We start from the raw sequence: 26032 nt of genomic DNA, 5'->3' as shown, positions 1-26032 counted from the left end.
CACATTAGACGAGGAGCACCATGCTCAGGAGAACGCGGTGGCTGTTGGCGGTTGCCGTCACGGCCACGACGCTGACCGCCCTACCGGGCGGCGCAGCCACAGCCGGCGGCATCGACCGACCCGGCGCACCCGCCGCCTCGGTCGACGGCAAGACCCACACCGTCACGTTGCTGACCGGCGACGTGGTGACCGTCCGCAGCAACGGCTCGGGGTGCCCGCAGGCCACGATCCGGCCGGTCGACGAGAACGCGGTGATCCAGCAGAGCTGCGGCCCCGACGGTCACCTGCACGTCATCCCCGCCCGCGTCGCGTCCCAGGTCGGCCCGGTCCTCGACCCGGACCTGTTCGACGTCACCACCCTGATCGCCGACGGCTACGACGACGACAACTCCGCCGAGCTGCCGCTGATCGTGCAGCCCGCCACCGCGTCCGCCCGGGTGGCCGCGCTCGGTGACGTGCTCCCGCTGCCCAGCATCGGCGCGGTAGCCGGCCGCGTACCCAAGAAGAGCCCCGCCACCGCGAAGCTCGCCACCAACTCGCTGCTCGCCGGCGCGAAGAAGGTCTGGCTCGACCGCAAGGTGCACGCCACCGCCCTGACCGGCGGTGGGCGACCCGCCGGCCTGGACCGCAACCTCGGCCAGATCGCCGCGCCGGACGCCTGGAAGGCCGGCTACACCGGCAAGGGCGTCCGGGTCGCGGTGCTCGACACCGGCGCCGACTTCACCCACCCGGACCTGGTCGGCCGGGTCGCCGAGCGGGCCGACTTCACCGCCGAGGGTGGTGACGCCGTCGACCACAACGGCCACGGTACGCACGTCGCCTCGACAATCGCCGGCACCGGCGCTGCCGCACACGGTCAGCGGCGTGGCGTGGCACCGGACGCCAAGCTGGTGATCGGCAAGGTTCTCGACGACCACGGCTCCGGCGAGGACTCCGGCATCATCGCCGGCATGGAGTGGGCCGCCACCCGGGCCGACGTCATCAACATGAGCCTCGGCGGCAGCGCACCGGACGACGGCACCGACCCGCTCTCGCTCGCCGTCGACGGTCTGAGCAAGTCCACCGGCGCCCTGTTCGTCATCGCCGCGGGCAACAGCGGCGCGCAGATCTCCTCGCCCGGGTCGGCCGCCACCGCGCTCACCGTCGGGGCCGTCGACCGCGACGACAAGCTCGCCGACTTCTCCAGCCGGGGACCGCTTGTCACCAGCAACGTGGCCAAGCCGGAGCTCGTCGCACCCGGTGTCGACATCGTCGCCGCCCGGGCCGCCGGCACCAACCTCCAGGACCCGATCGACAGGTACTACGAGGCGATCAGCGGCACCTCGATGGCGAGCCCGCACGTGGCGGGCGCCGCCGCGCTGCTCGCCCAGCGCCACCCGGACTGGACCGGAGAGCGGCTCAAGGCCGCCCTCGTCGGCGCCGCCGACCCGCTCACCGGCATCGACCCGTACGCCGTCGGCGCCGGCCGGCTCAACGCGGCCCGGGCCCTCGGCGGCCCGACCAGCGACCAGCCGGTGGTCAACCTCGGCACGTTCGCGTACCCGCAGTCCGGGACCAACGAGACGAAGCTGAGCTGGACCGGTGAGTCGACTGCCGTTCTCGATCTCGACGTGTCGATCGTCAACCACGACGGCCAGCCCGTGCCGCGCGGCGCGGCGTCGCTGTCGACGAGCCGGCTGACACTCAAGCGCGGCGTCACCGCTGCGGCGACCCTGCGGATCAACCGCGCGGCGCTGGGCAGCCGGCCGGGCTTCTACCTGGCCACCGTCACCGCCCGCACCGGCCGCAAGCTGGTCGCGACGACCCCGGTGAGCTTCTACGTCGAGCCGCCCAGCTACGACCTGACGATCCACACCAAGCCGATGCCCGGCCTGCGGGACGGCGCGGACACCTGGATCAACCTCATGGTCGCCAACCTCACCGACCCCCTGCTGTTCTACGGCGGGGGCGGCGGCACGCCCGGTGAGACCTTCACCCTGCGGGTGCCGGCAGGCCGGTACTCGGTGCTCGGCGCGTCGGTCGCCTACTACGTCGACAGCGACGTGCAGGAGAGCACCCTCACCGCGGCGGGTGACCTGGACGTGCACGCCCCCCGAAGCGTGACCCTCGACCCGGCGCAGGCCCGGCCAGTCACGGCGACCGTCGACGGGGCGGCCACCACGACCACCCGGACCGACGTCACCACCTTCCAGACCGCGGTGAACGGCCTGCCGTGGTGGCACCAGATCAGCGGGTTCGGCGTGGCCACGGCGGTCCGCAGCGTGGCGATCCCGAAGCCCACCATCGGATCGCGGCGTAGCTGGGCGGCCGTCAACATGGACTCGCCGGCCGGCACCGCGAAGCCGTACCGCTACAACATCGTGCACGAGTACGCCAACGGCGTGCCGGCCGACCCGTCGTTCCGGGTGACCAGGGCCGAGCAGGCCCGACTGGCCCGCATCGACGAGCGGTTCCACCAGACCGACTCACCGGAGATGTACACCCTGCTGGTCCGCACGGGCTCCACTCCTGACGGGGTGGCGGTGACCCAGACCTACGAGGGCGTCATGCCGCCGAGCCGGACGTCGTACCTCTCACCGGAGATCGTCTGGGCCGACCAGGGTGTCTACGGCGGACTGGGGGCCATGGAGGCGCCGCGTCAGTACCGGCCGGGCAGCCAGCAGTCCAAGGTCTGGGCGCGGCAGCCGCTGCACTCCGACTGGTACGACGACCCGGCCGGCGCCGACTGGAGCTGCGCCACCGCGCCGTCGCGGTCCCGGGGCAACCTGCACCTGGACATGGTGACGCTGACCGACCAGCACCAGCGGGCCGACTGCCTTCAGGGCGAGGCGGTCGGTGTGAAGCGCAAGCTGTCGCTGTACCGCGACGGCAAGCTGGTCGACGAGCGGTCCGGCCCGTACGGCGACTTCACCGTTCCGCAGTCGATGGCCGACTACCGGGTGACCCTCGACGTCGACACGAGCCTGATCCTCCCGATCTCCACCAAGGTCAACACATCGTGGACGTTCCGGTCCGCCGGCCCGGACGGGACCGGGAGCGTGCCGTTGCCGCTGCTCGCGGTCGACTACGCCCTGCCGATGGACCACAACAACCACCCGGTCGACGGAACGGCCGAGCTGGCCGTCCGGCAGGCGCACGGTGTGAAGGCGCAGAAGGTGACGTCGTTCCAGGTCTGGACCTCGACCGACGACGGCGCCACCTGGAAGTCGGCCCGGGTCACCGGCAGCGGTGACAGCTACCGGGTCGAGCTGCCGAAGGCCACCTCCGGGCAGGCAGTCTCGCTGCGGGTGAAGGCCGCCGCCAACGGCGGTAGCGGAATCGACCAGACGATCATCCGGGCGTACCACGCCGGCTGACCGTCACCCCGCTGGTGCGGCCCGGCTCCGGCCGGGCCGCACCACCGGCCAACGTCACTGGCCCTCCCAGACCGCCTTCGCCCCGGAGTCGCCGGTGCGCACCACGTAATACACGGTGACGGCGGCGGCCACCAGCGACAGCACCTGCAACGCCAGGGTCAGCGGCCGAGCGGGTCGCCCGTCCGCGCTGGCGTCGGCGGCCCTCGGCGGGACGAGCCGGACCAGCGCCAGGGCCACCACCCCCAACCCGATGCTGGCGTAGAGCGTTATGTCACCGAACTCCTGGTGTGCCTCCAGCTTCGGCAGGAACTCGGGGGTGACCCGGTTGGCGGCGCGCATCCGCTCAAGGAAGGCGTCGCCGGAGAGCTTGGTCAGCAGGGCGGCGACCGGCGCACCCACCGCCAGCAGACCCAGCACCCACCGGGTGTGCGGCCGGATCTGCGGGACGAACGCGTAGCCGACAGTCAGCAGGGCCAGCAGCGGCACGAACGCGACAGCGGCGTGCAGCAGCAGAGGGTGGGCCGGGATGCCCATGATCTCCTCGAACATCGGCGTCTCCTCCGGTGACATCGGCCTGGACGGTGATCGTCCACACCGGGACGCTATCGGTACCAAGCGGGCGTGTCATCCCGGCTGATCGATCACCTGTCGCGACGTGACTCAGGTCGTCGCCGCGCGTACGCCGAGGCCGACCAGGATCACGCCGGTCAGCCGATCGAGCATTCGTCGCACCGAGGCGGTGCGGAGCAACCGGGCGGCGGCACCGGAGAGGAAGGTCCAGCCGGCGAGCCAACAGGTGTGCAGCGCGGCGTGCGCCGTGGCGAGCAGCACCATCGGCAGCAGGACCGGTCGGCCCGGTTCGAGGAACTGCGGCGCCAAGGTGAGGTAGATGGCGGCGGCCTTGGGGTTCAGCACGTTGCCGAGCAACCCTTGCAGGTACGGGTGGTCCACGCGCCAGGGCAACCTCCGGGCGGAAACCGTCGGTCGCCGTTCCGCCTCCGGGCGACGGCGCGACGCGGACCAGAGCATCCAGAGCCCGAGCCCGACCAGATAAGCGGCCCCGACCAGCTTGACCACCCAGAACGCCTGCGACGATCGGAGCACCAGCGCGGCCAGGCCGACAGCGGCCAGCGTGGCGTGCACGTAGAGCCCGGTGACCGTACCCAGGATGACCCACCAGCCCTGCCGCCGCCCGCCGGTGGTGACCCGCGAGACGACCAGGGTCAGGCTCGCGCCCGGCGTGGCGGTGATCGGCGCGACGGCGACCAGGAAGCCGAGCACCGCGACCCCTTGCATCCTCAGACCACCACCCGGTAGTGGGTGGTGAGCAGGCCGGCGTCGTCGTAGACGTGGAACGCGACGCCGGGCGGCTGGGTCTGGGTGGTCAACGGGCCGTCGCCCTCCCAGGGCATCCGCAGGGTGGAGACCACACCCGGGGCGATCCGCAGTGGACGGCCCGCGAAGGTGCTCGCGGCGGCGGTGTGGAAATGCCCGGTCAGCACGGCGACGACCTGCGGGTGGGCGGCGACGAGTGCGGCCAGCGGGTCGGCCGGCAGCAGCCGCATCGGGTCGATGACCGGGTGGTGCAGCACCACCGGCGGGTGATGCAGGGCGATGAACGTGGGTGTCCCGGCCGGCACCGAACCCAACTCGTCGGCGAGCCAGGCCATCGTCTCCTCGTCCAGGTGACCGTCGTCCGCCCCGGGCACGGAGGAGTCGGCGAGGAGGAAGACCGCCCCGGCCACGTCGTGGCGGGCGTTGATCGGGCCGGTGCCGCCGCGGTCGTCACCGAGCAGACCCTTGCGGTACGCGGCGCGCACATCGTGGTTGCCGGGGCAGACCATGACCGGCAGCGGGGATTCGAAGAGCTTCGCGGCGGTCTCGTACTCGGCCACCTCGCCGTTGTCGGCGACGTCCCCGGTGATCAGGATCGCGTCGACAGGTCGTGGCAGGCCGTGCAGATAGTCCATGACCCGGGCGGTCCGCTCGGCCGACCGGGGATGGCTGTCGAGGTGGGTGTCACTGAGGTGCGCGATGACCAGCACGAGGCTCTCCTAACGGCTATCAACGTGAAAGCCGTCAGGAACGCTACTCCGGGCCAGGTCGGCCAGCGCAGCGCGATGACCGCCGCGGTCAGCTCCGCGAGCGCGGCAGGCAGTCCTTCTTGTACTTGAGGCCCGACCCGCACCAGCAGGCGTCGTTGCGCTCCGGCGGCCAGGCGATCCGCGCGCTGGGCCGCGCCGACACCTCGGCCGCGTAGCCCGCGCGGACCGCCGCGTCAGCCGGATCGCCGTCACGTCGACCGGCGAACGCGGTCAACCCGGCCACTGTCGCGCCGAACACGCCCAAACCGGCCTGACCGGCACCCCGCAGCCGAACCAGCTCCGTCTCCAGCCGGCCCCGGTGCGCGTCCCAGTCCGGCCCATAGACGTCGGCGAGGGCGGGATGCTCGGCGAGCAGGCGATCGAACTCGGCCCGCGGCCAGAAGAGCAGATCCGACTCGGCGTCCCTGCGCTCCCCGGCCCGACGGACGAGCTGGGTCTCCAGCCGGTCCGCCAGGTCGTCCTGCCGGTCGTGCGGCAGGTTCAGGTTGCGTCGTACCCGATGGCGCTGTTGCAACAGGAAGAAGGCGACACCTGGCGCGTCCGGCGGACCGAGATCGACCACCGGGTCGATGGCGGTGCTGGCCGGCCCGGACGCGGCGGTCGCATGCTCCTTCAGGAGCGTGTCGACCGCCTCGCTCAGCCACGTCTCGGCGGTTGCCGAACGCCCACCGGCGTCCAGCGCGGCACTGACGTAGGCGGGGGCGTCGGGCTGCACGAGCAGCAACGGGCGCAACGCGGTCAACTCCGCCATCGCCTCGTCGTCGTGACCGCCGGCCCGGAACAGCGTGCGGGCCCGCAGCGCGCGGGCGAACCCGGCCCGAGGATCATCGGCGGACGGGTACGCCGTCAGGGCCTGCTCCGCGTACCGCAGCGCGGCCTCGGGCCTGGCCCGGATCTCCGCGATCTCGGCGGCGAGCGTCAGCGCGTCCCCGGCATCGTCCGGGTCCTCCAACCGGCCCTGCTCGACGGCCTCCGCGAGGTCGGCGGCGACACCGAGCGGATTCGCCGTCCCGAGCGCCGAGCGGCGAAGTTCGGCGAGGTCAGCCTTGGTGAGTGTCTCTCTCGTCGGCACGATCTCACGGTACGTCGGGGTGCTCGCGGTACGAGGGCAGATCACCTGTTACCCCGCTCTCATGCCGCCCGCCGGGCGGACTACGACCACGCGCCGGCCGCAGCGGCCCGCGTGGCGTAGGTGTCGAAGTCGAGCGGGTCCCGTCCGAGAACCCGACGTACTCCGTCGGTCGGTTCGGCGAGGTGGCCCGCCCGCATCCCGCCGAACAGGGCGTTCAGCGCCGTGGCCGCCTCCGCCGGAAAGCCCTCGGCGAGCAGTTCGGCGTGGTACTGCTCCGGGCTGAGCTCCACATAGCGGATCGAGCGGCCGGTCACCCGCGCGATCGTCGCCACCGCTGCGGCGAAGGTGAGCGCACGGGGGCCGGACAGGTCGTACACCTGTTCGTGGTGACCTGGCGAGGTGAGCAGCGTCGCCGCCACGTCGGCGACGTCCTGGGCGTCGACGAACGGCTCGGGCGTGGCCCCCATCGGCAGGGCCAGCCGACCATCGAGCAGTGGTTGGCGAAACAGGTCCTCGCTGAAGTTCTGACTGAAGTTGTTCGCCCGGATGATCGTCCACTCGATGCCGGACCTCCGCACCGCCTCTTCCGCGGCGAGCATACCGGGGGAGAAGTCACTGACCCGGTCGATTCCGCGCCCGGAGAGCGCCACGATCCGGCCGACACCGGAGTCGACTGCCTGCGTCACGAAGTCGGTGGCCAGCGCCGGGTCCTCCGGAGCGAGCAGATAGACAGCAGAGGCACCCGCCACGGCCGGCCGCCAGGTGTCCCGCCGCGACCAGTCGAAGCGCACCTCACCGGAGCGAGAGGCGGCCCGGGCGTGGTGACCCGCCGCCCGCAGCGTCTGAACCAGCCGGCGACCGGTCTTACCGGTGCCGGCCATCACGAGTGTCGAAGGTGCGTCCGTCGTCATGACCACGAGTTAACGCGCCCCGTCGTGGGCGGGACATGTCCTGTCGTACGCCGGGCATGTCCGATCGTCCGCGGTCCATCCTCCGCGATCTATCGTCGGTGACATGGACCCGTTCGACAATCTGCTGCGCGGTCTGCACGCCGACGGCGCGGCATTCGGCCGGTCGGTGCTGACGCCGCCGTGGGCGCTGCGGTTCACCGACGGCGCCCCGCTGACGCTCTGCGTTCCGATGCGGGGCGAGGGCTGGATCTCGCATCCGGACAGCGACAAGCCTCGCCTGGTCCGGGTCGGCGAGGCGGCCATCGTGCGCGGGCCGGCGCCGTTCGTCTTCTCCGCCGAGCCCCGGTCGAGCTTCGAGCCCGGGGAACTGCGCGACGTCCGGCGCGGCCAGACCGGGGTCCTCGACCCGGTGGGTGCGGATCACACCGTCCGACCCGTGCTGCTGGTCGGGGTGTACCACGTCCGGGGTCGGGTGCCTCAGCGGTTGCTGGGCGCGCTGCCGCCGGTCCTCGTCGTGCCAGAAGACCAGGACTGCGCCGCGCTGCGCGACTACCTGGACGCCCAGCTCGACGCGGGTCGGCCCGGACGGCAGGTGGTGCTGGACCGCCTGCTGGACTGGTTGTTGGTGTGCACGGTTCGGGACTGGTTCGACCAGCCGGAGGCCGAGGCGCCCGGCTGGTACCGGGCGCTGAGCGACGACACTGTCGGTCCGGTGCTGCGCGCCATGCACGACGCCCCGGGCCGGCCGTGGACCCTGGCCAGCCTCGCCGCCCATGCCGGGGTCTCCCGTTCCACACTGGCGAAACGGTTCACCGCGTTGGTGGGTGAACCGCCGCTCACCTACCTGACCGACTGGCGCATGGCGGTGGCCGCCGACCTGCTCTCCGAATCGACAGCGACGGTCGCCGCCGTGGCGCGTCGCCTCGGGTACGCGGACGCGTTCGGCTTCAGCGCGGCCTTCAAACGCGTGCACGGCCTGAGCCCGAGCGGGCATCGACGGCTCACCCGGGTCGACGCCACGGCGGCGTGACCGGCACTCACCGGTCACGCTGTCGCTGCGACCCGGCCCTCGGCGGGCTCGTCTGACCAGTGTCGCGTCACCCGTCCTGATAGGACGTCCGCGATCAGCGCCCGTCGGTCTCTGGCTGGCGACGGTATCCAGCGGCACGGGCAGGTGCTACGGCGTATCAGGTAAGCATGACCGCAAATGTAAAAGCGCTCCGAGGGTCCCCTTGATCTGTGCATGATTAATGCGCTTGCGGCTTCGCCGAATGGCATTTCCGGGCAGCGATTTCCCATTGAAGACCGTTACCGGAAGTAACTGACTAATGTTGCCCCGAGCAACGTTATGGTTCGATGCACGGCAAGATCGACGCATTGAGCTGCCGTTATGGCGACCGCTGGAGCTCGACGTCGACGACGGCAGGACGTCGATATAACTCTGAGTGACTGGATGTTCGGTCGCTCCGCAGCCGCTGAGGACGACTGTGGCTGGCGGCACGAAAGCCTGAATAGGCGTCGTCCACGTAATTAACCCGTAACGAATCGGACCCACAACGAAATCATTTGCCCGGCTAACGTTCCGGCACTAGAGCCGCCACCTGAACGGGGAACCGCTCAGGTGGCGGTGCCATGTGTCAGCACGATGAGGAGGGCGTCCCGCGTGGAGCCGATGGTCACGGAGCCCCAGGTGCTCCGCGCCGGAGAGCCGGGCGACGAACGGGTGCGGAGCGCAGCGTCGCCCGCCGCCCCGGTCCGGACGGTCAGCAGGTCGCCGACCCGGATCGCCCTTGCCCGGCTGCGCCGCGACCGGATCGCGATGATCTGCGCCGCGATCTGTGTCGCCTACGTCCTGATCGCGATCTTCGCGCCGTTGCTCGCCCGGGTGGAGGGGCAGAACGCCAGCGAGCTGCACCAGACCCTGATCGACGAGTTCGGCTTCCCGACGATCGGGCCGACCAGCGAACACTGGTTCGGGGTGGAGCCCCGCCTGGGCCGCGATCTCTTCGCCCGCTGGGTGTACGGCGCACGCCCGTCGCTCATCGTCGCCGTCGCGGTCACCACGATCACCACGATCATCGGCGTGGTCGTCGGCCTGGTCGCCGGCTTCTCCGGCGGCTGGGTCGACCGGGTGCTCTCCTGGCTGATCGACCTGGTGCTCAGCCTGCCGTACCTGCTCTTCGCGATCGCGAGCTCCGCCGTGCTGGTCGCCATCTTCGGCGGCGCCGACGGTGCCGGGTCCGAGGACGTGGCCCAGATCCGCTTCATCTCGCTGATCTGCGTGCTGTCGTTCTTCGGCTGGGCGAGCCTCGCCCGCCTGGTCCGGGGGCAGGTGCTCTCGCTGCGGGAGCGGGAGTTCGTCGCGGCGGCCAAAGTGCTCGGCATCCCGACCCGGCAGGTGCTCTTCAAGGAGCTGCTGCCGAACCTGGTGGCACCGATCGTGGTCTCCGTGTCGCTGGCCCTGCCCGGCTACGTCGTGGCGGAGGCCGGCCTGACCGTGCTCGGTGCGGGGTTGATCGAGCCCACACCGTCCTGGGGTCTGACGATCTCCGCCGCCACCACGTACTACCGGGCCGACCCGCTCTACCTGTGGCTGCCCGTACTCGGCATCACGATCCTGGTGCTCGCCCTGAGTCTGCTCGGCGACGCCGTACGCGATGCCTTCGATCCCCGGACCCGTCGATGAGGACGCCCCGGGCTGAAGTGAAACCGAAAGACAAGACAGGAGTACGTCTGTGAGGCAACTGAAGGTTGGTCTCGCCGCCGCGCTGGCCGCCACCATGGCGGTGGCCGGCTGCGGTAGCCCTTCGTCGAACAACGGCAGCAGCGGCGGGGGTGACTCCAAGGGCATCGAGACCCAGCAGAGCGCGCTCGACCCGACCGCCAAGGGACCGGCGGCCGAGGTGCCCGGCGCCAAGAAGGGCGGCGTCATCACTGTCTACTCCCAGCTGACCCCGAACACCTTCGACCCGACCGACACCTACTACGCCGACGCGTTGGCGATCGAGAAGCTGCTCTTCCGCAGCCCGACCCAGTTCGCGATCCGCAACGGCAAGCCGGTGCTCGTACCGGACCTGACCGACCTCGGCACGGTCTCGTCGGACAAGCTGACCTGGACGTTCAAGATGCAGTCGGGCATCAAGTACGCCGACGGCGGCGAGGTCAAGGTCGAGGACCTGGCGTACGCGATCAAGCGGTCGTTCGCCCACGACGTGTTCGCGAACGGTCCGACGTACCAGCTGACCACCTTCAAGGACGGCGACAAGTACAAGGGCCCCTACGTCAGCGGCGACGCCTACGCCGGTGTGGAGACCCCGGACCCGACCACGCTGGTCATCCACCTGGCCCGGCCGTTCGCGGACCTGCCCCTCTACCTGACCTTCCCGGTGTTCACGCCGATCCCGAAGGCCAAGGACACCAAGGAGAACTACAAGAACAACCCCCTCGCGACCGGGCCGTACCAGTTCGACACCTACACCCCCGGCACCGAGCTGAAGCTGAAGAAGAACCCGAACTGGGACCCGAACACCGACGCGGTGCGGCACCAGTACCCGGACGGCTTCGACTTCAAGTGGGGCGGCGAGGACCCGAAGACCCAGCAGCAGGTGCTCAACAGCGCCGGCGAGGACGCCAACGCCCTCAACTACGGTGCCGTCGACGCCTCGCTGATCCCGCAGCTCACCGGGGACAAGAAGGCCCAGCTGATCCAGGGCGAGCAGCCCTGCACCTACTCGGTGCAGATGGACACCCGCAAGATCCCGCTGGAGGTGCGTAAGGCGGTCGCCAAGGCGTACCCGTACGACCAGGTCAACAAGGCCGCCGGTCTGAACAGCTTCAACTCCCAGCCGGCCAGCACCATCCTGCCGCCCAGCGTGCCGGGCTACACCAAGTACGAGCCGCTGCCGGGCCTGAGTGGTGTCGGCCAGGGCGACCCGGCCGCGGCCAAGGCCGACCTGGAGGCGGCCGGCAAGGTCGGCTTCGAGCTCAGCTGGTACTACGACAACACCAAGCCGATCCCGCAGCAGACCAACCAGATCCGGGTCGACGCGTTGAAGGCGGCCGGCTTCGCCGTGAAGCCGATCGGTGTCACCACCGCGGAGCTGCGCTCCAAGATCGCTGACTACGACGCTCCGGTCAACATGGGCCAGGCGCCGCAGGGTTGGTGCTCGGACTGGCCGAGCGGCGGCAGCTGGTTCCCGGTGCTGTTCCAGACGCACAGCATCTCCGACGGCCTCAGCTGGGGCGAGCTCAGCGACAAGGCGCTGGACGCCAAGATCGACGAGATCGGCAACCTCCCGGCCGACCAGGCCGTCGCCAAGTGGGGCGAGCTCGACAAGGAAATCATGGGCAGGTACGTGGCCCTGCCGCGCTACTACGGCAAGCTCGCCTTCGCCATCGGCACGAACATCGGTGGCGCCGAGGGCGACGCCTCCGCGGGTGAGCCGTTCTACCTGAACATGTTCCTCAAGAACTGACTCTCACCGCACTCCCAGTCGTGGACGCCGGCCGGCCTCCGGCACTGTGCCGGTCGGCGTCCACCCCCTCCCCGTTCCGGCTTGGGCTCCCAGCCCCGGCCCGCTGCCACCAGGAGCCTCGGCGGTGCTCATCTACATCCTGCGACGGGTCGCCAGCGCGGTCTCCGTCGTCATCGTGACGCTGGTCGCCAGCTTCGGGCTGTTCTTCGTCGCGCCCACCGATCCGGCCGGAACGATCTGCGGCCAGCGCTGCACCCCGGAGCGCTACGCCGACATCAGCGCCAGCCTCAACCTCGACGAGCCCGTCGCGCAGCAGGTCGGCGGATATCTGAAAGGGCTCGTGGCCGGGCGCACCTACCACTCCGGTGGGCTCGCCATCGACTGCCATGCGCCCTGCCTCGGCTACTCGTACACCCTCGGCCAGCCGGTCACCAAGCTGATCGGGCAGGCATTGCCGGTCACCGTCTCGATCGTCCTCGGTGGCGCGGTGGTCTACCTGATCACCGGCATCCTCGCCGGCATCGTCGCGGCCCGAAGACGAGGCACCTACCTGGACCGGCTCATGGTCGGCACCTCGCTCGGCATCAACGCCGTGCCGTACTTCGTGGTCGCGCTGCTCGTCTCGCTGTACGCGACGTTCCTGCCGCACGCCGGCTACCACCCGCTGCTGGAGAACCCGTTCACCTGGGCGACCGGGTTGCTGGCCGCCTGGCTGACGCTCGGCCTGGCCAACGCCGCCTCGTACACCCGCTACGCCCGAGCGTCGATGATCGAGACGCTGGGCGAGGACTACATCCGCACCGCCCGCGCGAAGGGCATCAGCGAGCGCCGGGTGGTCTACCGCCACGGCCTGCGCGCCGCGATCACCCCGATCGCCACCATCTTCGGCGTCGACCTGGCAATCCAGTTGACCGGAGCGATCTTCACTGAGGCGATGTTCGGGTTGCCCGGCCTCGGCGTGCTGACCCTGCGCGCATTCAACCAGTACGACCTGCCGGTGCTGATGGCCGGCGTGCTGGTCGGCTCGGTGGTGCTGGTCGTGATGAACCTGCTCGTCGACATCCTCTACACGATCCTCGACCCGCGAGTGAGGCTGGGATGACCGAACCGCACCTGCTGTCGCGCCCGGACCGACGGCCCGAGACGGTCTCCCGCGCCCGCCGCGCCGCCGGCGACCGCGCCGCCGGGCAGTCCTATCTGGAGGTCACTGACCTCACCGTCACCTTCCCGACCGCCGACGGCCTCGTGCGGGCGGTGCAGGGGCTCAGCTACTCCCTGCCACTGGGTCGCACCCTCGCGGTGGTCGGCGAATCCGGCTCCGGCAAGAGCGTGTCCAGCATGGCAATCATGGGCCTGCACGACCCGCGCAGCACCCGGATGACCGGCTCGATCACCGTCGGCGGCGAGGAGGTCGTCGGCATGCCGCCCGCCGAACTCCGCAAACGACGAGGCGTCAACGCCGCGATGATCTTCCAGGACCCACAGTCGTCGCTGCACCCGTACTTCACCGTCGGCGACCAGATCATCGAGGCGTACCGGGCGCACCACCGTGTGTCCAAGCGGGTGGCCCGGGACCGGGCGGTCGACATGCTCGGCCGGGTCGGCATCCCCAACCCCCGCCGCCGCCTCGGCGACTACCCCCACCAGTTCTCCGGCGGCATGCGGCAACGCGCGATGATCGCGATGGCCCTGGTCAACGACCCCAAGCTGCTGATCGCCGACGAGCCCACCACCGCGCTGGACGTCACAGTGCAGGCGCAGATCCTCGACCTGATCATGGAGTTGCAGCAGGACTTCGGCTCGGCGGTCCTCTTCATCACCCACGACCTCGGTGTCGTCGCCGAGATCGCCGACGACGTGCTGGTCATGTACGGCGGCCGCGGCGTCGAGTACGGCCGGGCCGACGCGATCCTCGGCCGGCCACTGCACCCGTACACCTGGGGTTTGCTGGAGAGCATCCCTGCGGTCTCCGGCGAACCGGCCCGGCTGCACCCGATTCCCGGCACGCCGCCCAGCCTGCTCGCGTTGCCCACCGGGTGCTCGTTCCACCCGCGGTGCGAGTTCGCCGGTCGGGCGCAGGGTTGCGCCGTGGACCTGCCCGAGCTGGTCCCACGCACGGCGGACACCACCCGGACCTCCCGCTGCCACCTGCCCGACCCGGCCGGGATCTTCGAGACCGCCATCCTGCCCCGGCTGCCCTGAAGGAACACGTGATGACCACTGCCACCACCGACACCGCGACCCTCGCTGCGCCCGCCGGCCCGACCGGGGCACCGTTGCTGGAACTGCGGGACCTCCAGATGCACTTCACCGCCCGGGGCGACGGGTGGTTCGGCCGCAACGACCACCGGATCCGCGCCGTCGACGGGGTGTCGCTGCAACTGCGCGCCGGCGAGACGCTCGGCCTGGTCGGTGAATCCGGTTGCGGCAAGACCACCACCGGCCGCCTGATCACCCGGCTGCTCGAACCGACCGGCGGGCAGGTCCTCTACCAGGGGACCGACATCACGCACCTGAAGGAGAAGGACCTGCGGCCGTACCGCCGGGAGCTGCAGCTCATCTTTCAGGACCCGTACTCGTCGCTCAATCCGCGGCACACGGTGGGCACCATCATCGGCGCGCCCCTGCGGGTGCACAACCTTGTGCCCAAGGGCAGGGAACTGGACCGGGTCCGGGAGTTGCTGGAGGTGGTGGGGCTCAACCCCGAGCACTACAACAGGTACCCACACGAGTTCTCCGGCGGTCAACGGCAGCGCATCGGCATCGCCCGCGCGCTGGCCGTACAGCCGAAGGTGATCGTCGCCGACGAACCGGTCAGCGCCCTCGACGTGTCGATCCAGGCGCAGGTGATGAACCTCCTCGAAGACCTCCGCAAGGAGTTCACCATCGCGTTCGTCTTCATCGCCCACGACCTGGGCGTGGTGCGGCACTTCTGCGACCGGGTGGCCGTCATGTACCTCGGTCGGGTCGTCGAGACCGCCGACCGCGACGCGCTCTACGGCGCGCCGCAGCACCCGTACACCCAGGCTTTGCTCTCCGCCGTACCCGATCTGGGGGTCGTGCGCGGCGGGGCGCCGAAGACTCGGATTCGGCTGGCCGGCGACGTGCCGGGCCCGATGGACCCGCCGACCGGCTGCCGGTTCCGCAGCCGCTGCTGGAAGGCCGAGGACGTCTGTGCCACCACGACCCCGCCGCTGCGCCAGGTGGGCGACGGGCACGCCGCGGCGTGCCACTTCGCCGGCCCGTTGCAGGAATCGGCCACCGCGGTGGCGGCCTGACGAGCCCGGCGCGGCCTCGTGGATGCCGCCGCCGGCCTGGTCGCCGGCCGGCTACGGCACCCGCCGGAGGTACGTCAGCATCGTGGGGCGGGCCCGTCAGAACTCCTCGTACACCGCGGGGTCCTGGTCCGAGAGCCGCCCGTCCGGGCGGCCCAGCGCGGTGATGGCCTCGACCTGCGCGTCGGTGAGCGCGATACCGAAGACGTCCAGGTTCTCGGCCTGCCGCTGCGGCGAGGCGGCCTTGGGCAGCGGAATCACCTGACGGGCCACGTGCCAGGCGAGGATCGTCTGCGCCGGGCTGACGCCGTGCGCGGTCGCGATCTCCACGACGACGGGGTGCTGCTGGAGGTCATTGCCGTGGCCGAGCGGGCTCCACCCCTGCACCAGGATGCCGTGCTCCCGGTGGTAGTCGATCGCCTCCTGCTGCGGAAAGTACGGGTGCACCTCGATCTGGTTGACCACTGGGGCGACCCCGGTCTCGGCCACCAGCCGCTCGATGTGCTCCGGCAGGAAGTTGGAGAGCCCGATGTGCCGCACCAGGCCACGCTCACGCGCCTCGATCAGCGCCCGCCACGCCTGCACGTACAGGTCTTCCTTGGGGTTCGGCCAGTGGATCAGGTACAGGTCGACCCGGTCGAGGCCGGTGCGGAACACACTCTCCTCGATGGTGGTCAGCGCCTCGTCGTAGCGGTGGTGCCGACCCGGCAGCTTCGAGGTGACGACCAGCTCGTCCCGTACGTCACCGGCCGACCGGGCGGCCCGGCCGACAGCGCCCTCGTTCTCGTAGTTCACCGCCGAGTCGATCAACCGGTAGCCCGTCCGGATCGCCTGACCGATCGCGTCGACACCCGCCGAGCCGTTCAGCTTGTACGTACCCAGCCCGATCGCCGGCAGAGCCGTGCCGTCAGCGGCCGTCAGGTGCGGAATCGTCATGATCGGAACCCTACCCGCGTGGGGGCGTCCCGGATGGCGAGCGCGGCCTGGATCAGCGCGGCGTGGGTCAGCGTCTGGGGATAGTTGCCGAGGTGGGCACCCGTCGCCGGGTCCACCTCTTCCGGGTAGAGGCCGAGTGGGCTGGCGTGGTCGAGCATGGCCTCGAACAGCTCGACGGCCTCACGGCGACGCCCGGTGCGGGCGAGGGCCTGAACGAGCCAGAACGAGCAGGGCAGGAACGCGCCCTCGGTGCCGGGCAGCCCGTCCCGCCCGGGCGGGTAGCGGTAGAGCAGTGGCCCGCCTGCGGAGAGCCTGTTCCAGATGGCGTCGATGGTGCCCCGAACCCGGGGTGAATCGGTCCGGTCCATCCCCAGCAGCGGTAGGACGAGCAGGGCCGCGTCGAGATCCGGAGAGCCGTAGGCGCGGACGTAGCTTCCCGCCGTCGGGTCGAAACCGCGCGTCCGGACGTCGGCGGCGATGGCGTCCCGGGCCTCCTGCCAGCGTCGGCGTTGACGCTCCGGCAGGGGGTGTGTGCCGGCGATGGCCAGGGCCCGGTCCAGCGCGAGCCAGCCCATGAGCTTGGAGTGGACATGGTGGGCCGGCTCCCGTACCTCCCAGATACCGGCATCGGGCTCCCGCCAGCGACCGGCGACCACGTCAGCGAAACCGCGTACCGCCCGCCACGTCTCGGCGGGGAGGCGGTGCCCGGCCTGAGCGAACACCCAGGCGGCGTCGACCACCCACCCGTAGCCGTCGAGCTGGTGTTGACCGGCGGCGCCGTTGCCCATCCGTACCGGAACGCTGTTGAGGTAGCCGGGCCAACCGGCCAGTTCACGTTCCGCCGGGACGCGCCGGCCGTGCAGGGTGAGCAGCGCCGGCAGGCGTGGCCGTTGCAACCGGGTGGCGTGCAACAGCCAGGCGAGGAAACCGCGTGCCTCGTCGGTCTTGCCGACGCTGAGGAAGGCGCCGACACCGATGCTCGCGTCGCGGGGCCAGACATAGCGGTAGTCCCAGTTCCGTACACCGCCGGGATCCTCGGGCAGCGACGTGGTGGGTGCGGCCACCGGCGCTCCCGAGGGCGAGTAGGTCAGCAGCCGCAAGGTGAGCAGACTGCGTACGACGTGTTCCCGGAACGGCAACCGCTCGTCGATCTCCGCGGTCCAGGCCCGCCAACGGGCCTCGTCCTCGACGAGCAGTTCCCAGGCTGCTGTCGGGTCGACGTGGATCACCGGTTCGCGGTGGGCCACGGCCAGGACGACTGTGACCGGATGTCCCGGCGTGACCGTGAACGAGGTGGGCCGACCCGGTTCACATCTGAACGTGGGAGTGCTGTCCAGCGCGACCGCCAACGCCCCCCACTCACAGACGAGCCCTCGGCGCCGGTGCTGTGCTCGGGGCCGGTGGTGCCGCGCGCCAAGGCGGGGATCGAACTCCACCACCGCCTCGACCGCTGCCTGCTCGGCCGACAGCCGTCGCACGATCAGTGTCGTGGGCAGCAGGCGACCGCTGACCTCGGCCACCATCGCCTCGGTGAGGCGGAGCCGCCCGCCGCTCGCCGCCCAGGTGGTCTCCAGGGTGGCGGTGTGCTGCCGGTAACGGCGTTCAACGACGGTGGCCGGCCCGGCCGGGCCAACCCGGAACGTTCCGGCGTCCGGGCCCCCGACCAGTCGGCCGAACAGAGGATCGCCGTCGAAGCGTGGAACGCAGAACCAGTCCATCGCGCCGTCACTCGCGACCAGGGCGGCAGTGCGTGTGTCGCCCAGCAGACCATAGTCGCTGATCGGTGGCCCACCGGTCATGGAGACCGCTCCTCGATGCGCCACGCCGGGGAGCAGCCCGTGTCAGGCCGGGACGCCAGGCGGGCACCGGTCACCTGGCCTGCAGGAGCAGCCCGAGACAAACCCCGTAGACGACGTGGACGACAGCCGTGACCAGCGGGGTCTGGATGCCGTAGTTGAGAGCGAACAGCCCGGGCGGCTCCAACACCGCCGTGCTGGCCGGTCCCGCCCGTTGCGAGGCCATGCGCGGATGGACACCGGGAAGCAGCGGCAGAATCACCGTCAGCGCGATCCCGACGTGCACAATCCCGAGTAGCGCCCCGATCCACCAGTCCGCCCGGTGCAGCAGCGCGAACGTGGCCGCGTAACCCAGGGCGAAACCCTGACCGGTGCAGAGGTGGAGGAAGAACCCGACGACCCGGGCCCGGTCGGGGTCCTCCGTGACGAAGGCCCCCAGCACCAGGGGGATGTCGAGCCGGGTGAGACCGGCCAGTTGAGCGGTGATCATCGCCGCGGTGAGCGCCGCGGTGGCGACCAACCCGAACAACGCCCATCCGGCCCAGTCCATCTCAGCAGTCGTCGACGTCGCGGGCGTTCGCGGTCATCGGTCACCCTCCGGCTGAACAGCGTGAATCCCACGGCCCGCACCGGACGCCCGCTCACCGGGTGTCCGGTTTCTCACCATAAGCTACTGGAGCTGTCGCGCTGACCTGCTCGCCCAGACGTTCCCGTGACGAGTTGGCAGTGGGACGGGGTCAGTTTCTGGTGCCCAGGGTCGGCTCAAGTCGCGCGAGCAGGGTGCTCACCTCGGTGTGCAGGCGACGTAGCTCTGCTGCCGTGGGGGCCAGTTCGTAGCAGTGGTGGTGCGTGGCGGCGGAGAGCGTCGCCCAGGCGAACGCCACCCGACGAGCGGTTTCGCGGCCCGGGCCGAGCCGGCCGCGCAGCATCAACTGCTTCGCGCGGCCCTGCCGGCACGCCGCCACGGTCGGCTTGACCCGCCGCCAGTAGGCGTCGATGCCGCCTTCGAGAGCGAGCCGGATCAGGCAGGCGCAGGCCCGGGGCCACCAGCCGGCGGTGATCGCCGCGGCACCGAGCAGACCGGTGCCACGCAGCAGCTGGTCGGCCGCCGCCAGGCAGCGCTGTGGTGTCGGCGCGGTCACGACAGCGCCGCCGTGAGGAGGCGGGCGTCCGCGACCAGTCCGGGTAGGTCCGCCAGGTACGCGCCGTGCACACCTTCCCGGCATGCCTGGTACGCGTTCACCGCACGTCGTCCGTGCCGGCGGCCCAGCCAGCCGAGCACCTCGCCGCCCTTCTCGGCGTCGTCGAACACCGCAAGGGCGACGATGGTGGCGACTCGACGCGACGCGTCCTCGATGGCCGCCTCGATGTCGGCGTGCCGGACACCCCGCGCCACCCGGTTCCGCCAGACCGAGCGGTGGCAGGCCGCTTCGACCGCAGAGCGGCACAGCTCCGCGACCACCGGCCCGCGCACCTCGGCGGGGATCTCCTCGTTGCGCGCCAACGCGTACGCGTCGTCCAGGTAGCGGGTCACCGGGTCGGACCCGGGCCGCAGCGTCACCACCGACTTCTCCGCGCGGGTCACCTCGATGATCCGCGCCTTGCCGAGATCGAGTCGGCGGACCGCGTCCGGCAGCCGGGTGTCATGGGTGAAGACGACCACCTGCCGCTGCTCGGCCAGCTCGGCGAGCACCCGCGCGAGAGCGTCCACCTTCGACGGATCCATGCTCTGCACCGGGTCGTCGACCACGATGAACCGGAACGGGCTCTCCGGGGCGCAGCTTCGGGGCAGGAACGTCGCCAACCCGAGCGCCTGCATCTCACCTTGACTCATCACACCCAACGCGGTGCCGTTGTCGGCGCCGTCCACGCTGACCGGGAAGACCACCCGCCGTCGGGTGTTCGCGCCTGCCAACGTCATCGGCCCCAACTCGACGTTGCTCTCCTGCCGCAGCTGCGCCCAAATTTGCTGCGAATGCCCGGCGAACGGCGCGACCCGCTCGTTGCGGATCTGCGCACCGGCGTCCTTCAGCCAGGCGCAGGCGGCCTTCAAACGGGCCAATGTCGCCTCCCGCGTCGGCAGTCCGCCGACGGTGGCCACCCACTCGCGCACGTCGGCCGCCGCCGCCCGCCAGCCGGTGTCGCGCTGCCGCAGAAACCCCTCGGCGTACGCGCGGGCCGCGTCGACCGCCGCCACCACCGCCGGGTACCGCGCGGCCAGGTGGTCGGCCAACTCGGCCGGCTCCCCGGGTACGCGCCGCAGCGCGGCAACGGCGTCACACAGCACCCCGACCGTCGGCTCCGACCCGGGGCCCTCGGGCACGACGAGGTCGTCGATCAGGTGGTGCGTCTGCCGCAGCAGAGCCGTCAGCCGGGTTGTCGCCGTCTGAGCGGCGACGCTGCGCTGCCGAAGCTCGCCGAGCGACTGTGCGGCGGCGGCACGCCAACCACCGTCGAGGGTGCCGGTGACGCAGACCGGGCACGACCCGTCGCCCTCGTCCTCGTGATGTTCGAGGGCGAGGCGGAGCAGCTCGGCGCTACGCAGTGCCGCCCGGGACCTGCCACCGTCGTACCGCTGGGCCTCGACCGCCGCGTCCCGCAGCTGACCGGCCAGCCGGGCCACCTCGTCGACCGCCGGCGGGGCGAGGGCGGCGAGCTCCCGACAGAGCAACACCTCCCGGTCGGTGGTCGCCTCGTCCGGCTCATCCAGGATCGCCGTCACCGCGCCGAGGTCGACCGCGCCCCGGCCGCGCAGCAGCACGGCGGTCCGCCGGGCCCGGTCGTCGGCGATCCCGTCGAGCGCGGCGACCAGGGTGGCGCGCTGTGCGCGTACCCCCTTGATTGCCGTGTCGTGCGGCCGGGCGGCGCGCAGCAGACGCTGGTCGGCGTCGGTGAGCGCGTCCAGGCCGAGGATCGCGAAGAGCGCGTCGAAGAGCTGACTCTGCGTTCCGGCGGCGAGCTTGCCCAGCTCGGCCGCGGTGAGGAACGGCCGGTACAGCTCCAGCGAGCGGGCCAGACCCAGCTCGGAGAGGTCCGCGTGCCGGCCCTGAGCACTGGTGACCGTCACCTCGGCGTCGGCCAATTCGGCACCGACCGGCCAGGCCCGGTGCACCCGGGTCGGCGTGGCCACCCCGTCGACGCGCAGCTCCACATCCACCCAGCACGGGTCCGGGTTGTGCAGGTTGCGCCACCCCGTACGCCAGACGCTGGTCTTGTCGGCCCAGCGGGCGCTGTCGCCGGTGAGGGCGAGTTCGGCGGCCTCGGCGAAGCTGGACTTGCCGGAGCCGTTGCGGCCAACGACCAGTGTGAAGCCCGGGCCGGGGCCGATCTGGATGGTCCGTTCCGGGCCGACGCCGCGGAACCCGGCGACGGTCACCGACTTCAACCAGATCCGTTCCGCCTGACCGTCGTCGGCGGGGGAGCGGGGGTCGAGCCGGGTGGGAGTACCGGCGAGCGCGGCGGTCAGGTCCTCGTCGCCGGTGAGGGCGGCGAGGACGAGTTCGGCGGTCTCGGTCGGTACGCCGTCAGCGGCGGCCAGTCGGTCGAAGATCAGCTCGATCAGCGGGGCGGTGGTCTGTGCGGGCTGGGTCATTGTCGTCTCCAGGCGTGTGGTGTCCGCGGGCCGACGGCTCGTCGGCCCGCCCGGGGTGAGCGGTGGAAGTGGGGAGGCCGCTGTCGGCCGGCTGGGGCTCGGGAGCCGCTGATGGTGGTTGGACGCTGTAGAGCTGATGTCGCATACGAATCAGTGGTCCAGCGCCGGCCGCTCCGGGCGCCCCGGGAGGGTTCAGAGCGTGGCGCTCGCGTGCCAGTCGCGCAGGAACGCGTCGACCAGGGCGTGCGCTCGAGGACGCAGGTCGAAGGACTCCTCCCGCCGGCGGCGCGCCATGTGCGACAGGCCGTCGGCGGCCTCGTTGAGGGCGTGGCCGCTGTGCCCCTTGACGTGCGCGAACGTCAGGTCGGGACGGTGAGCCACCTGCTCGGCGAGCCGGACCAGGGTCGGCTTGTCGGACCAGCGGCGCTGCCGCAGGCTGTAGCCGGCGGGCATGGCGTCGGTCTCGCCGGCCTGCCAGCGGTGCAGGTACCGCACGGCCGTCAGGCTGTCCAACAGCACGGTCATGCCCGCTGGCACCTCGGCATACCCGCTGAGCAGATAGTCGACCGCGCGCAGTTCGTCGACGAGCACTCGGGACCTACCGGTCGGGTCGAGCCGGCCGGTGCCCCGCCCGAGCAGGCCGTAGTGACCGTCGCTGACCACGTACCCGATGCCACCCACCGGCGCGGCCCTTCCAGCTGGCGTCGGTCGCCGCCACCAGCGGACCGGCCGCCTGCGTCCAGCGCAGCACCCTGCCGCGCCCACGGTCCTGGTCGGGAAGCGGCAGGCAGTCCGCCTTGCGCCCAGAGTGCTCGGTGTGCGCGGCGGCGAGGCGCTCGGCGGTGTCGAGCAGATCGGCGGCGGAGGTCAGCTCGTCGTAGTGGGCGGCGGTGAGGGCGAGGTGGACCGCGTCACCGATGCCCTGGCAGTCGTCGCAACGGGTGGCGCGGGTGTAGGGGCGGAGGATGAGGACGCGGTCGTGCAGGGGCGGGGGCAGCTGGGTCAGGGCGCGGAGGAACTCATCGGGGCGCACGACGCCTCCTGACGTTTGAGGGGAGTTCAGAGGACCTTGATGGAGTCGACCTGGAGCAGCGCGACAGTGGTCTCGCCGCCGATCTGGGTGTCGTAGCTGAAGGAGCCAAGCACCGTCACGTTCGCGCGGAAGATGTCGTCCTCGACGAGGTTGTCGAGGTCCGACGCGGACCCGTTCAAGATGGTGTTGGTCTCGTAGTCGTAGTCCTCGGCCATCCGGCGGTGGGCGACGTCCGCACGGAAGCTGTCGGTACCGGTGGCCGCATCGAACTGGGTCACCCGCCCGTAGACGACGTAGGTCTTCCCCAGGTAGCCGTCCGGGTCCTTGGCGATCAGCTTCCACTGCCGTTCGGTCAACGTCTTGTACGACGGCGGCTTCGGCTTCGGCGGCGGGGCAGCCTTGGTAGGGCTCGGAATGGCGCTGGTGGGAGCCGCGCTGGTCGGGGCCGCTGTAGTGGGAGCGACAGTCGTCGGCGACGCGCTGGTGGGACTTGTCGCAGGGGAGCTGCTGGCGCCAGCGGTCGGCTTCGACTCGTCACCGTTGAACGTGCCGATCACAGCGCCGCCGCAGCAGAGGATGACCGCGAGTGCGGTGCCGCCGACCACCCAGGCCCGCACGTTGGACCGCCTGCCGGTTACGGGAGGAGCGGACAGGAAGACCGGGTTGGTCTCGGATGCCGGACCCGCTACGGGAGCTGTCGAAGGCTGTGGCGGCTCACTGGGTTCATCAGGCGGCGTCGGGTTGGTTGGATCGGTCATGGGGAGGCTCCTTGTGTGAACAGGTGGGCTGTGAACAGCCGGGGCGGGCGTGGGTTGCCCGCCCCGGGCGGTGGGGAGGAGATCAGCTGAGGGCGACGTCGACGCCGCCGGAGAACATCGAGTCGTGCAGCTCGAGCTTGGTGAGCTTGACGTTCTTCGGGATGTCGAAGACCACGACGCCGTTGACCTGGTTGCCGGGGTTGATGTCGTTGAGGAACGTCTCGGCGTTCTTGTTCGCGTAGATCGCCGCGCCGGTGTCGGCGGAATACTCGGTGCCGTCGGCCGCGTACGCCTTCTGGCTGCTGCCGTCGAACATCTGCGCTTCCTTGCCGATGTTCTTCACGTTGACCGTGACCAGGCAGAACTGGCCCTGTGCCTTCTGGCCGAGCATGTCGCTGCCGATCTTGGCGACGCCGCACTTGGACGACTTGACGGTGAACTCGAACTTCCCGTCCCGGGCCGGCTGCCCGATCTTGGCGGTCTTCGCCGGCTTCTCCTCGGCCTTGGCGCCGCCCTCGTCGCCGCTGGAGCTGCTCGCCTTGCTGTCGCTGCTGGAGTCGCTCGCCTTGTCCGCGGTGCCGGAGCCGCAGCCCAGGGCGATGAGGCCGGTGGCGAGCAGAGCGAGAGTGCTGGTCTTGCGCATCGTTGTCCTCCTGAAGTGGCCGTTGCGGGGTCAATAAGAGCATCTGTCTGACAACACTGTCAACAGACATTCTCGTGCTTGACAGGCGTGGGAGACTTTCGACGTGGAGAACCCGACCATCACGGCAGCGGAGATCGCCCGGCTCGCCGGTGTCGGTCGCGCTGCGGTCAGCAACTGGCGTAAACGGCATCCCGACTTCCCCGCCCCCGTGGGCGGAACGACGGCGAGCCCCGAGTTCGACCTGATCCAGGTCGAGCAGTGGCTACGCACCCAGGGCAAGCTCCCCGAGCTCGCCACCGCCGACCGGCTCTGGCGACACCTCGCCGCGGCCAGCGACTCCCCGGCCGCCGGCCTCGCCGCCGTCGGCGCCCTGCTGTTGGCTCGTCAACGCGGCTCCCGCAGCGCCAGCACCGACGCCCAACTCACGCCGCTGCTGCCCGACGTCGACGCCCTCGCCGACCAGTTGGGCCCACAGGGCGCGTTCGACGAGCTGTGGCAGCGGTTCTCCGCACCGGGGCCCGGCCGCCCCTTCGCCACCCCCGACGACCTCGCCGACCTGATGATCGGGCTCGCCAACGTCGGCGGCGGATCAGTGCTCGACCCGGCCACCGGCTCCGGCGCCATCCTGCGAGCCGCCGTCCGCGCCGGCAGCACCTCCGTGTATGGGCAGGAACTCGACGACGAGCTGGCCCGGCTCGCCGGCCTGTGGCTGGCCCTGCACGACGTACCCGGGGAGGTCAGCGGCGGTGACTCACTGCGCGCCGACGCCTTCGCCGGCCGCGCCGTCGACGCCGTCGTCTGCCACCCACCATTCGGCGCCACCAACTGGGGCGACGAGGAACTCGGCCACGACCCCCGCTGGATCGTCGGCACCACACCCCGAACCGAACCTGAGCTGGCCTGGGTGCAACACGCCCTCGCCCATGTGCGGGTCGGCGGGCACGCCGTCCTGCTGATGCCACCCACTGTCGCCAGCCGCCGCGCCGGCAAACGCATCCGCGGCGAACTGCTGCGCCGAGGCCACATGCGCGCCGTCATCGCCCTTCCACCCGGGGTAGCGGCGCCACACGGCGTACCCCTGCATCTGTGGGTGCTGCGCCGCGCCGCCACCGACGCGCCGCCACCGGCGCGGGCGCTGCTGATCGACGCCGCTGGCGGCGAGCTGGCCGACACCGCGCCGCGCGTGCTCGCCGCGTGGCGGGCCTTCGCCGCCGCCCCGAACGGCGACATCGAGGAGGCCGGGTTCGCCCGCGCGGTCCCGGTCATCGAACTGCTCGACGAGGAAGTCGACCTCACCCCCGCACGCCGGCAACCCGCCGTCGTGGGCGAGGCTTCCGGAGAGCATCTGGTACGCACCAGAGAACGACTGGCCGCCATCGTCGGCGAGCTGCCGGCGCTACTCCCGCAGGTCACGCCCGCGCCCGACGGACCGGACGGCCTTTTCCTCACCGTCGGAGAGTTGGCGAAGACCGGGGCGCTGCAACTGATCGGGCCGGTCCGCGCCGGCACCTCCGCACCTGCGCCCGACGGGCCGCCGGTGCTCACCGTCCCGGACGTGCTCGCCGGGGTGGAGGCGTCCGGTCGGGGCGACGACCGGTCCGGGCAGGAGATCCCCCTGGCCGTGGGGGACGTGGTGGTGCCGATGATCGCGCGGCAGCTCACCGCACGGGTGGTCACCGCCGACGGCGCGCTGTTGGGGCGCAACCTGTACCTGCTGCGACCCAACCCGGCGGCGTTGGATCCGTGGTTCCTGGCCGGGCAACTGCGGACGTCGGCGAACGAGAAACAGTCGTCGAGTCTCTCGGGGACGATGCGGTTCGACATTCGACGGGCGCAGGTGCGAAGGCTGTCGCTGGACGAGCAGCGGGCGCACGGGGACGCGTTCCGGCGCCTCGACGCCTTCGAGTCAGCGATCCGGCAGGCCGCCTCACTGGGGGCGGAGCTGGCCCAGCTTACGGCCGACGGCCTGGCGCGGGGGTCAATCCGACCGGACGACCCGCGGTGACCCCGGACCGTCGTGCCCAGTCGCCTCCAGCGCCGCCCGCGTGCCGTCGGATATCCGACGGCGGCGCAGTGCTTC

At 71.1% G+C, this 26032-nt stretch carries 22 protein-coding genes; 8 read left to right on the top strand and 14 right to left on the bottom strand.

Going from position 1 to position 26032, the window contains the following annotated elements:
- The first annotated feature begins 20 nt into the window (after nucleotides 1-20).
- The gene (locus tag AB0B68_RS22750) at nucleotides 21-3356 is read left to right on the top strand and encodes a S8 family peptidase (RefSeq protein WP_357262511.1); all 3336 of its coding nucleotides are present in this window, start codon (nucleotides 21-23) and stop codon (nucleotides 3354-3356) included.
- A gap of 54 nt (nucleotides 3357-3410) precedes the next feature.
- Here the strand turns inward: AB0B68_RS22750 and AB0B68_RS22745 are convergent, their stop codons facing one another.
- The 5 genes from AB0B68_RS22745 to AB0B68_RS22725 form a co-directional block, all read right to left on the bottom strand.
- Nucleotides 3411-3926, bottom strand: coding sequence for a DUF2231 domain-containing protein (locus AB0B68_RS22745; protein ID WP_357205985.1), 516 nt, complete (start codon nucleotides 3924-3926; stop codon nucleotides 3411-3413).
- A gap of 90 nt (nucleotides 3927-4016) precedes the next feature.
- Nucleotides 4017-4652 (bottom strand): LysE family translocator, encoded by a 636-nt coding sequence (locus AB0B68_RS22740; RefSeq protein WP_357205982.1) that lies wholly within the window; start codon nucleotides 4650-4652, stop codon nucleotides 4017-4019.
- A 2-nt stretch (nucleotides 4653-4654) separates the two neighbouring features.
- Nucleotides 4655-5401, bottom strand: a complete 747-nt coding sequence (locus AB0B68_RS22735) for a metallophosphoesterase (protein ID WP_357262508.1) — start codon at nucleotides 5399-5401, stop codon at nucleotides 4655-4657.
- 88 nt (nucleotides 5402-5489) lie between these two features.
- Nucleotides 5490-6533 carry an SEC-C metal-binding domain-containing protein gene (locus AB0B68_RS22730; RefSeq protein ID WP_357205977.1) on the bottom strand — a complete coding sequence of 348 codons (1044 nt, stop codon included), beginning with the start codon at nucleotides 6531-6533 and terminating at the stop codon, nucleotides 5490-5492.
- An 80-nt stretch (nucleotides 6534-6613) separates the two neighbouring features.
- Complete coding sequence (locus AB0B68_RS22725; RefSeq protein WP_357262505.1) at nucleotides 6614-7444, bottom strand: NAD(P)H-binding protein; 831 nt, start codon at nucleotides 7442-7444, stop codon at nucleotides 6614-6616.
- Between the two features lie 103 nt (nucleotides 7445-7547).
- Between AB0B68_RS22725 and AB0B68_RS22720 the strand changes: the two genes are divergently transcribed.
- The 6 genes from AB0B68_RS22720 (at nucleotide 7548) to AB0B68_RS22695 (ending at nucleotide 15197) form a co-directional block, all read left to right on the top strand.
- Nucleotides 7548-8474: an AraC family transcriptional regulator gene (locus AB0B68_RS22720; RefSeq protein ID WP_357262502.1), complete on the top strand. Its 927-nt coding sequence runs from the start codon at nucleotides 7548-7550 to the stop codon at nucleotides 8472-8474.
- Between the two features lie 642 nt (nucleotides 8475-9116).
- Nucleotides 9117-10130, top strand: coding sequence for an ABC transporter permease (locus tag AB0B68_RS22715; protein WP_357205968.1), 1014 nt, complete (start codon nucleotides 9117-9119; stop codon nucleotides 10128-10130).
- 49 nt (nucleotides 10131-10179) lie between these two features.
- Nucleotides 10180-11919 (top strand): ABC transporter substrate-binding protein, encoded by a 1740-nt coding sequence (locus AB0B68_RS22710; protein WP_357262499.1) that lies wholly within the window; start codon nucleotides 10180-10182, stop codon nucleotides 11917-11919.
- Between the two features lie 124 nt (nucleotides 11920-12043).
- A complete protein-coding gene (locus tag AB0B68_RS22705) occupies nucleotides 12044-13021 on the top strand; it encodes an ABC transporter permease (RefSeq protein ID WP_357262496.1) in 978 nt (325 codons plus the stop codon).
- Nucleotides 13018-14121 carry an ABC transporter ATP-binding protein gene (locus AB0B68_RS22700; RefSeq protein WP_357262493.1) on the top strand — a complete coding sequence of 368 codons (1104 nt, stop codon included), beginning with the start codon at nucleotides 13018-13020 and terminating at the stop codon, nucleotides 14119-14121. Before AB0B68_RS22705 ends, AB0B68_RS22700 begins: the two co-directional genes overlap by 4 nt.
- A 98-nt stretch (nucleotides 14122-14219) precedes the next feature.
- The gene (locus AB0B68_RS22695) at nucleotides 14220-15197 is read left to right on the top strand and encodes an oligopeptide/dipeptide ABC transporter ATP-binding protein (protein WP_357262533.1); all 978 of its coding nucleotides are present in this window, start codon (nucleotides 14220-14222) and stop codon (nucleotides 15195-15197) included.
- Between the two features lie 96 nt (nucleotides 15198-15293).
- Here the strand turns inward: AB0B68_RS22695 and AB0B68_RS22690 are convergent, their stop codons facing one another.
- The 9 genes from AB0B68_RS22690 to AB0B68_RS22650 all read right to left on the bottom strand — a co-directional run bounded on the left by AB0B68_RS22690 (nucleotide 15294) and on the right by AB0B68_RS22650 (nucleotide 23952).
- Complete coding sequence (locus AB0B68_RS22690; protein ID WP_357197141.1) at nucleotides 15294-16130, bottom strand: aldo/keto reductase; 837 nt, start codon at nucleotides 16128-16130, stop codon at nucleotides 15294-15296.
- The gene (locus tag AB0B68_RS22685; RefSeq protein ID WP_357262489.1) at nucleotides 16127-17929 is read right to left on the bottom strand and encodes a glycoside hydrolase family 15 protein; all 1803 of its coding nucleotides are present in this window, start codon (nucleotides 17927-17929) and stop codon (nucleotides 16127-16129) included. The genes AB0B68_RS22690 and AB0B68_RS22685 overlap by 4 nt, the downstream gene beginning before the upstream one ends.
- Nucleotides 17930-17999: 70 nt before the next feature.
- Nucleotides 18000-18476, bottom strand: coding sequence for a hypothetical protein (locus AB0B68_RS22680; protein WP_357197147.1), 477 nt, complete (start codon nucleotides 18474-18476; stop codon nucleotides 18000-18002).
- Nucleotides 18477-18663: 187 nt separating this feature from the next.
- Nucleotides 18664-19068 carry a hypothetical protein gene (locus AB0B68_RS22675; RefSeq protein ID WP_357262486.1) on the bottom strand — a complete coding sequence of 135 codons (405 nt, stop codon included), beginning with the start codon at nucleotides 19066-19068 and terminating at the stop codon, nucleotides 18664-18666.
- Nucleotides 19065-21518 carry an AAA family ATPase gene (locus AB0B68_RS22670; RefSeq protein WP_357262483.1) on the bottom strand — a complete coding sequence of 818 codons (2454 nt, stop codon included), beginning with the start codon at nucleotides 21516-21518 and terminating at the stop codon, nucleotides 19065-19067. Before AB0B68_RS22670 ends, AB0B68_RS22675 begins: the two co-directional genes overlap by 4 nt.
- A gap of 192 nt (nucleotides 21519-21710) precedes the next feature.
- Nucleotides 21711-22181, bottom strand: coding sequence for an RNase H family protein (locus tag AB0B68_RS22665; RefSeq protein ID WP_357262480.1), 471 nt, complete (start codon nucleotides 22179-22181; stop codon nucleotides 21711-21713).
- On the bottom strand, nucleotides 22117-22551 hold the full coding sequence (locus AB0B68_RS22660) for a hypothetical protein (protein ID WP_357262477.1): 435 nt from the start codon (nucleotides 22549-22551) through the stop codon (nucleotides 22117-22119). The genes AB0B68_RS22665 and AB0B68_RS22660 overlap by 65 nt, the downstream gene beginning before the upstream one ends.
- Before the next feature lie 26 nt (nucleotides 22552-22577).
- Nucleotides 22578-23168, bottom strand: a complete 591-nt coding sequence (locus tag AB0B68_RS22655; RefSeq protein WP_357262474.1) for a hypothetical protein — start codon at nucleotides 23166-23168, stop codon at nucleotides 22578-22580.
- Between the two features lie 223 nt (nucleotides 23169-23391).
- Nucleotides 23392-23952: a DUF4352 domain-containing protein gene (locus AB0B68_RS22650; protein ID WP_357262472.1), complete on the bottom strand. Its 561-nt coding sequence runs from the start codon at nucleotides 23950-23952 to the stop codon at nucleotides 23392-23394.
- A gap of 103 nt (nucleotides 23953-24055) precedes the next feature.
- Here AB0B68_RS22650 and AB0B68_RS22645 point away from each other — a divergent pair, with 103 nt between their 5' ends.
- Nucleotides 24056-25957 (top strand): N-6 DNA methylase, encoded by a 1902-nt coding sequence (locus tag AB0B68_RS22645; RefSeq protein ID WP_357262469.1) that lies wholly within the window; start codon nucleotides 24056-24058, stop codon nucleotides 25955-25957.
- Nucleotides 25958-26032: the final 75 nt, after the last annotated feature.

This window comes from Micromonospora sp. NPDC049049, assembly GCF_040649115.1.
GTDB lineage: Bacteria > Actinomycetota > Actinomycetes > Mycobacteriales > Micromonosporaceae > Micromonospora.
This window is presented reverse-complemented; position numbering and strand designations above follow the sequence as displayed.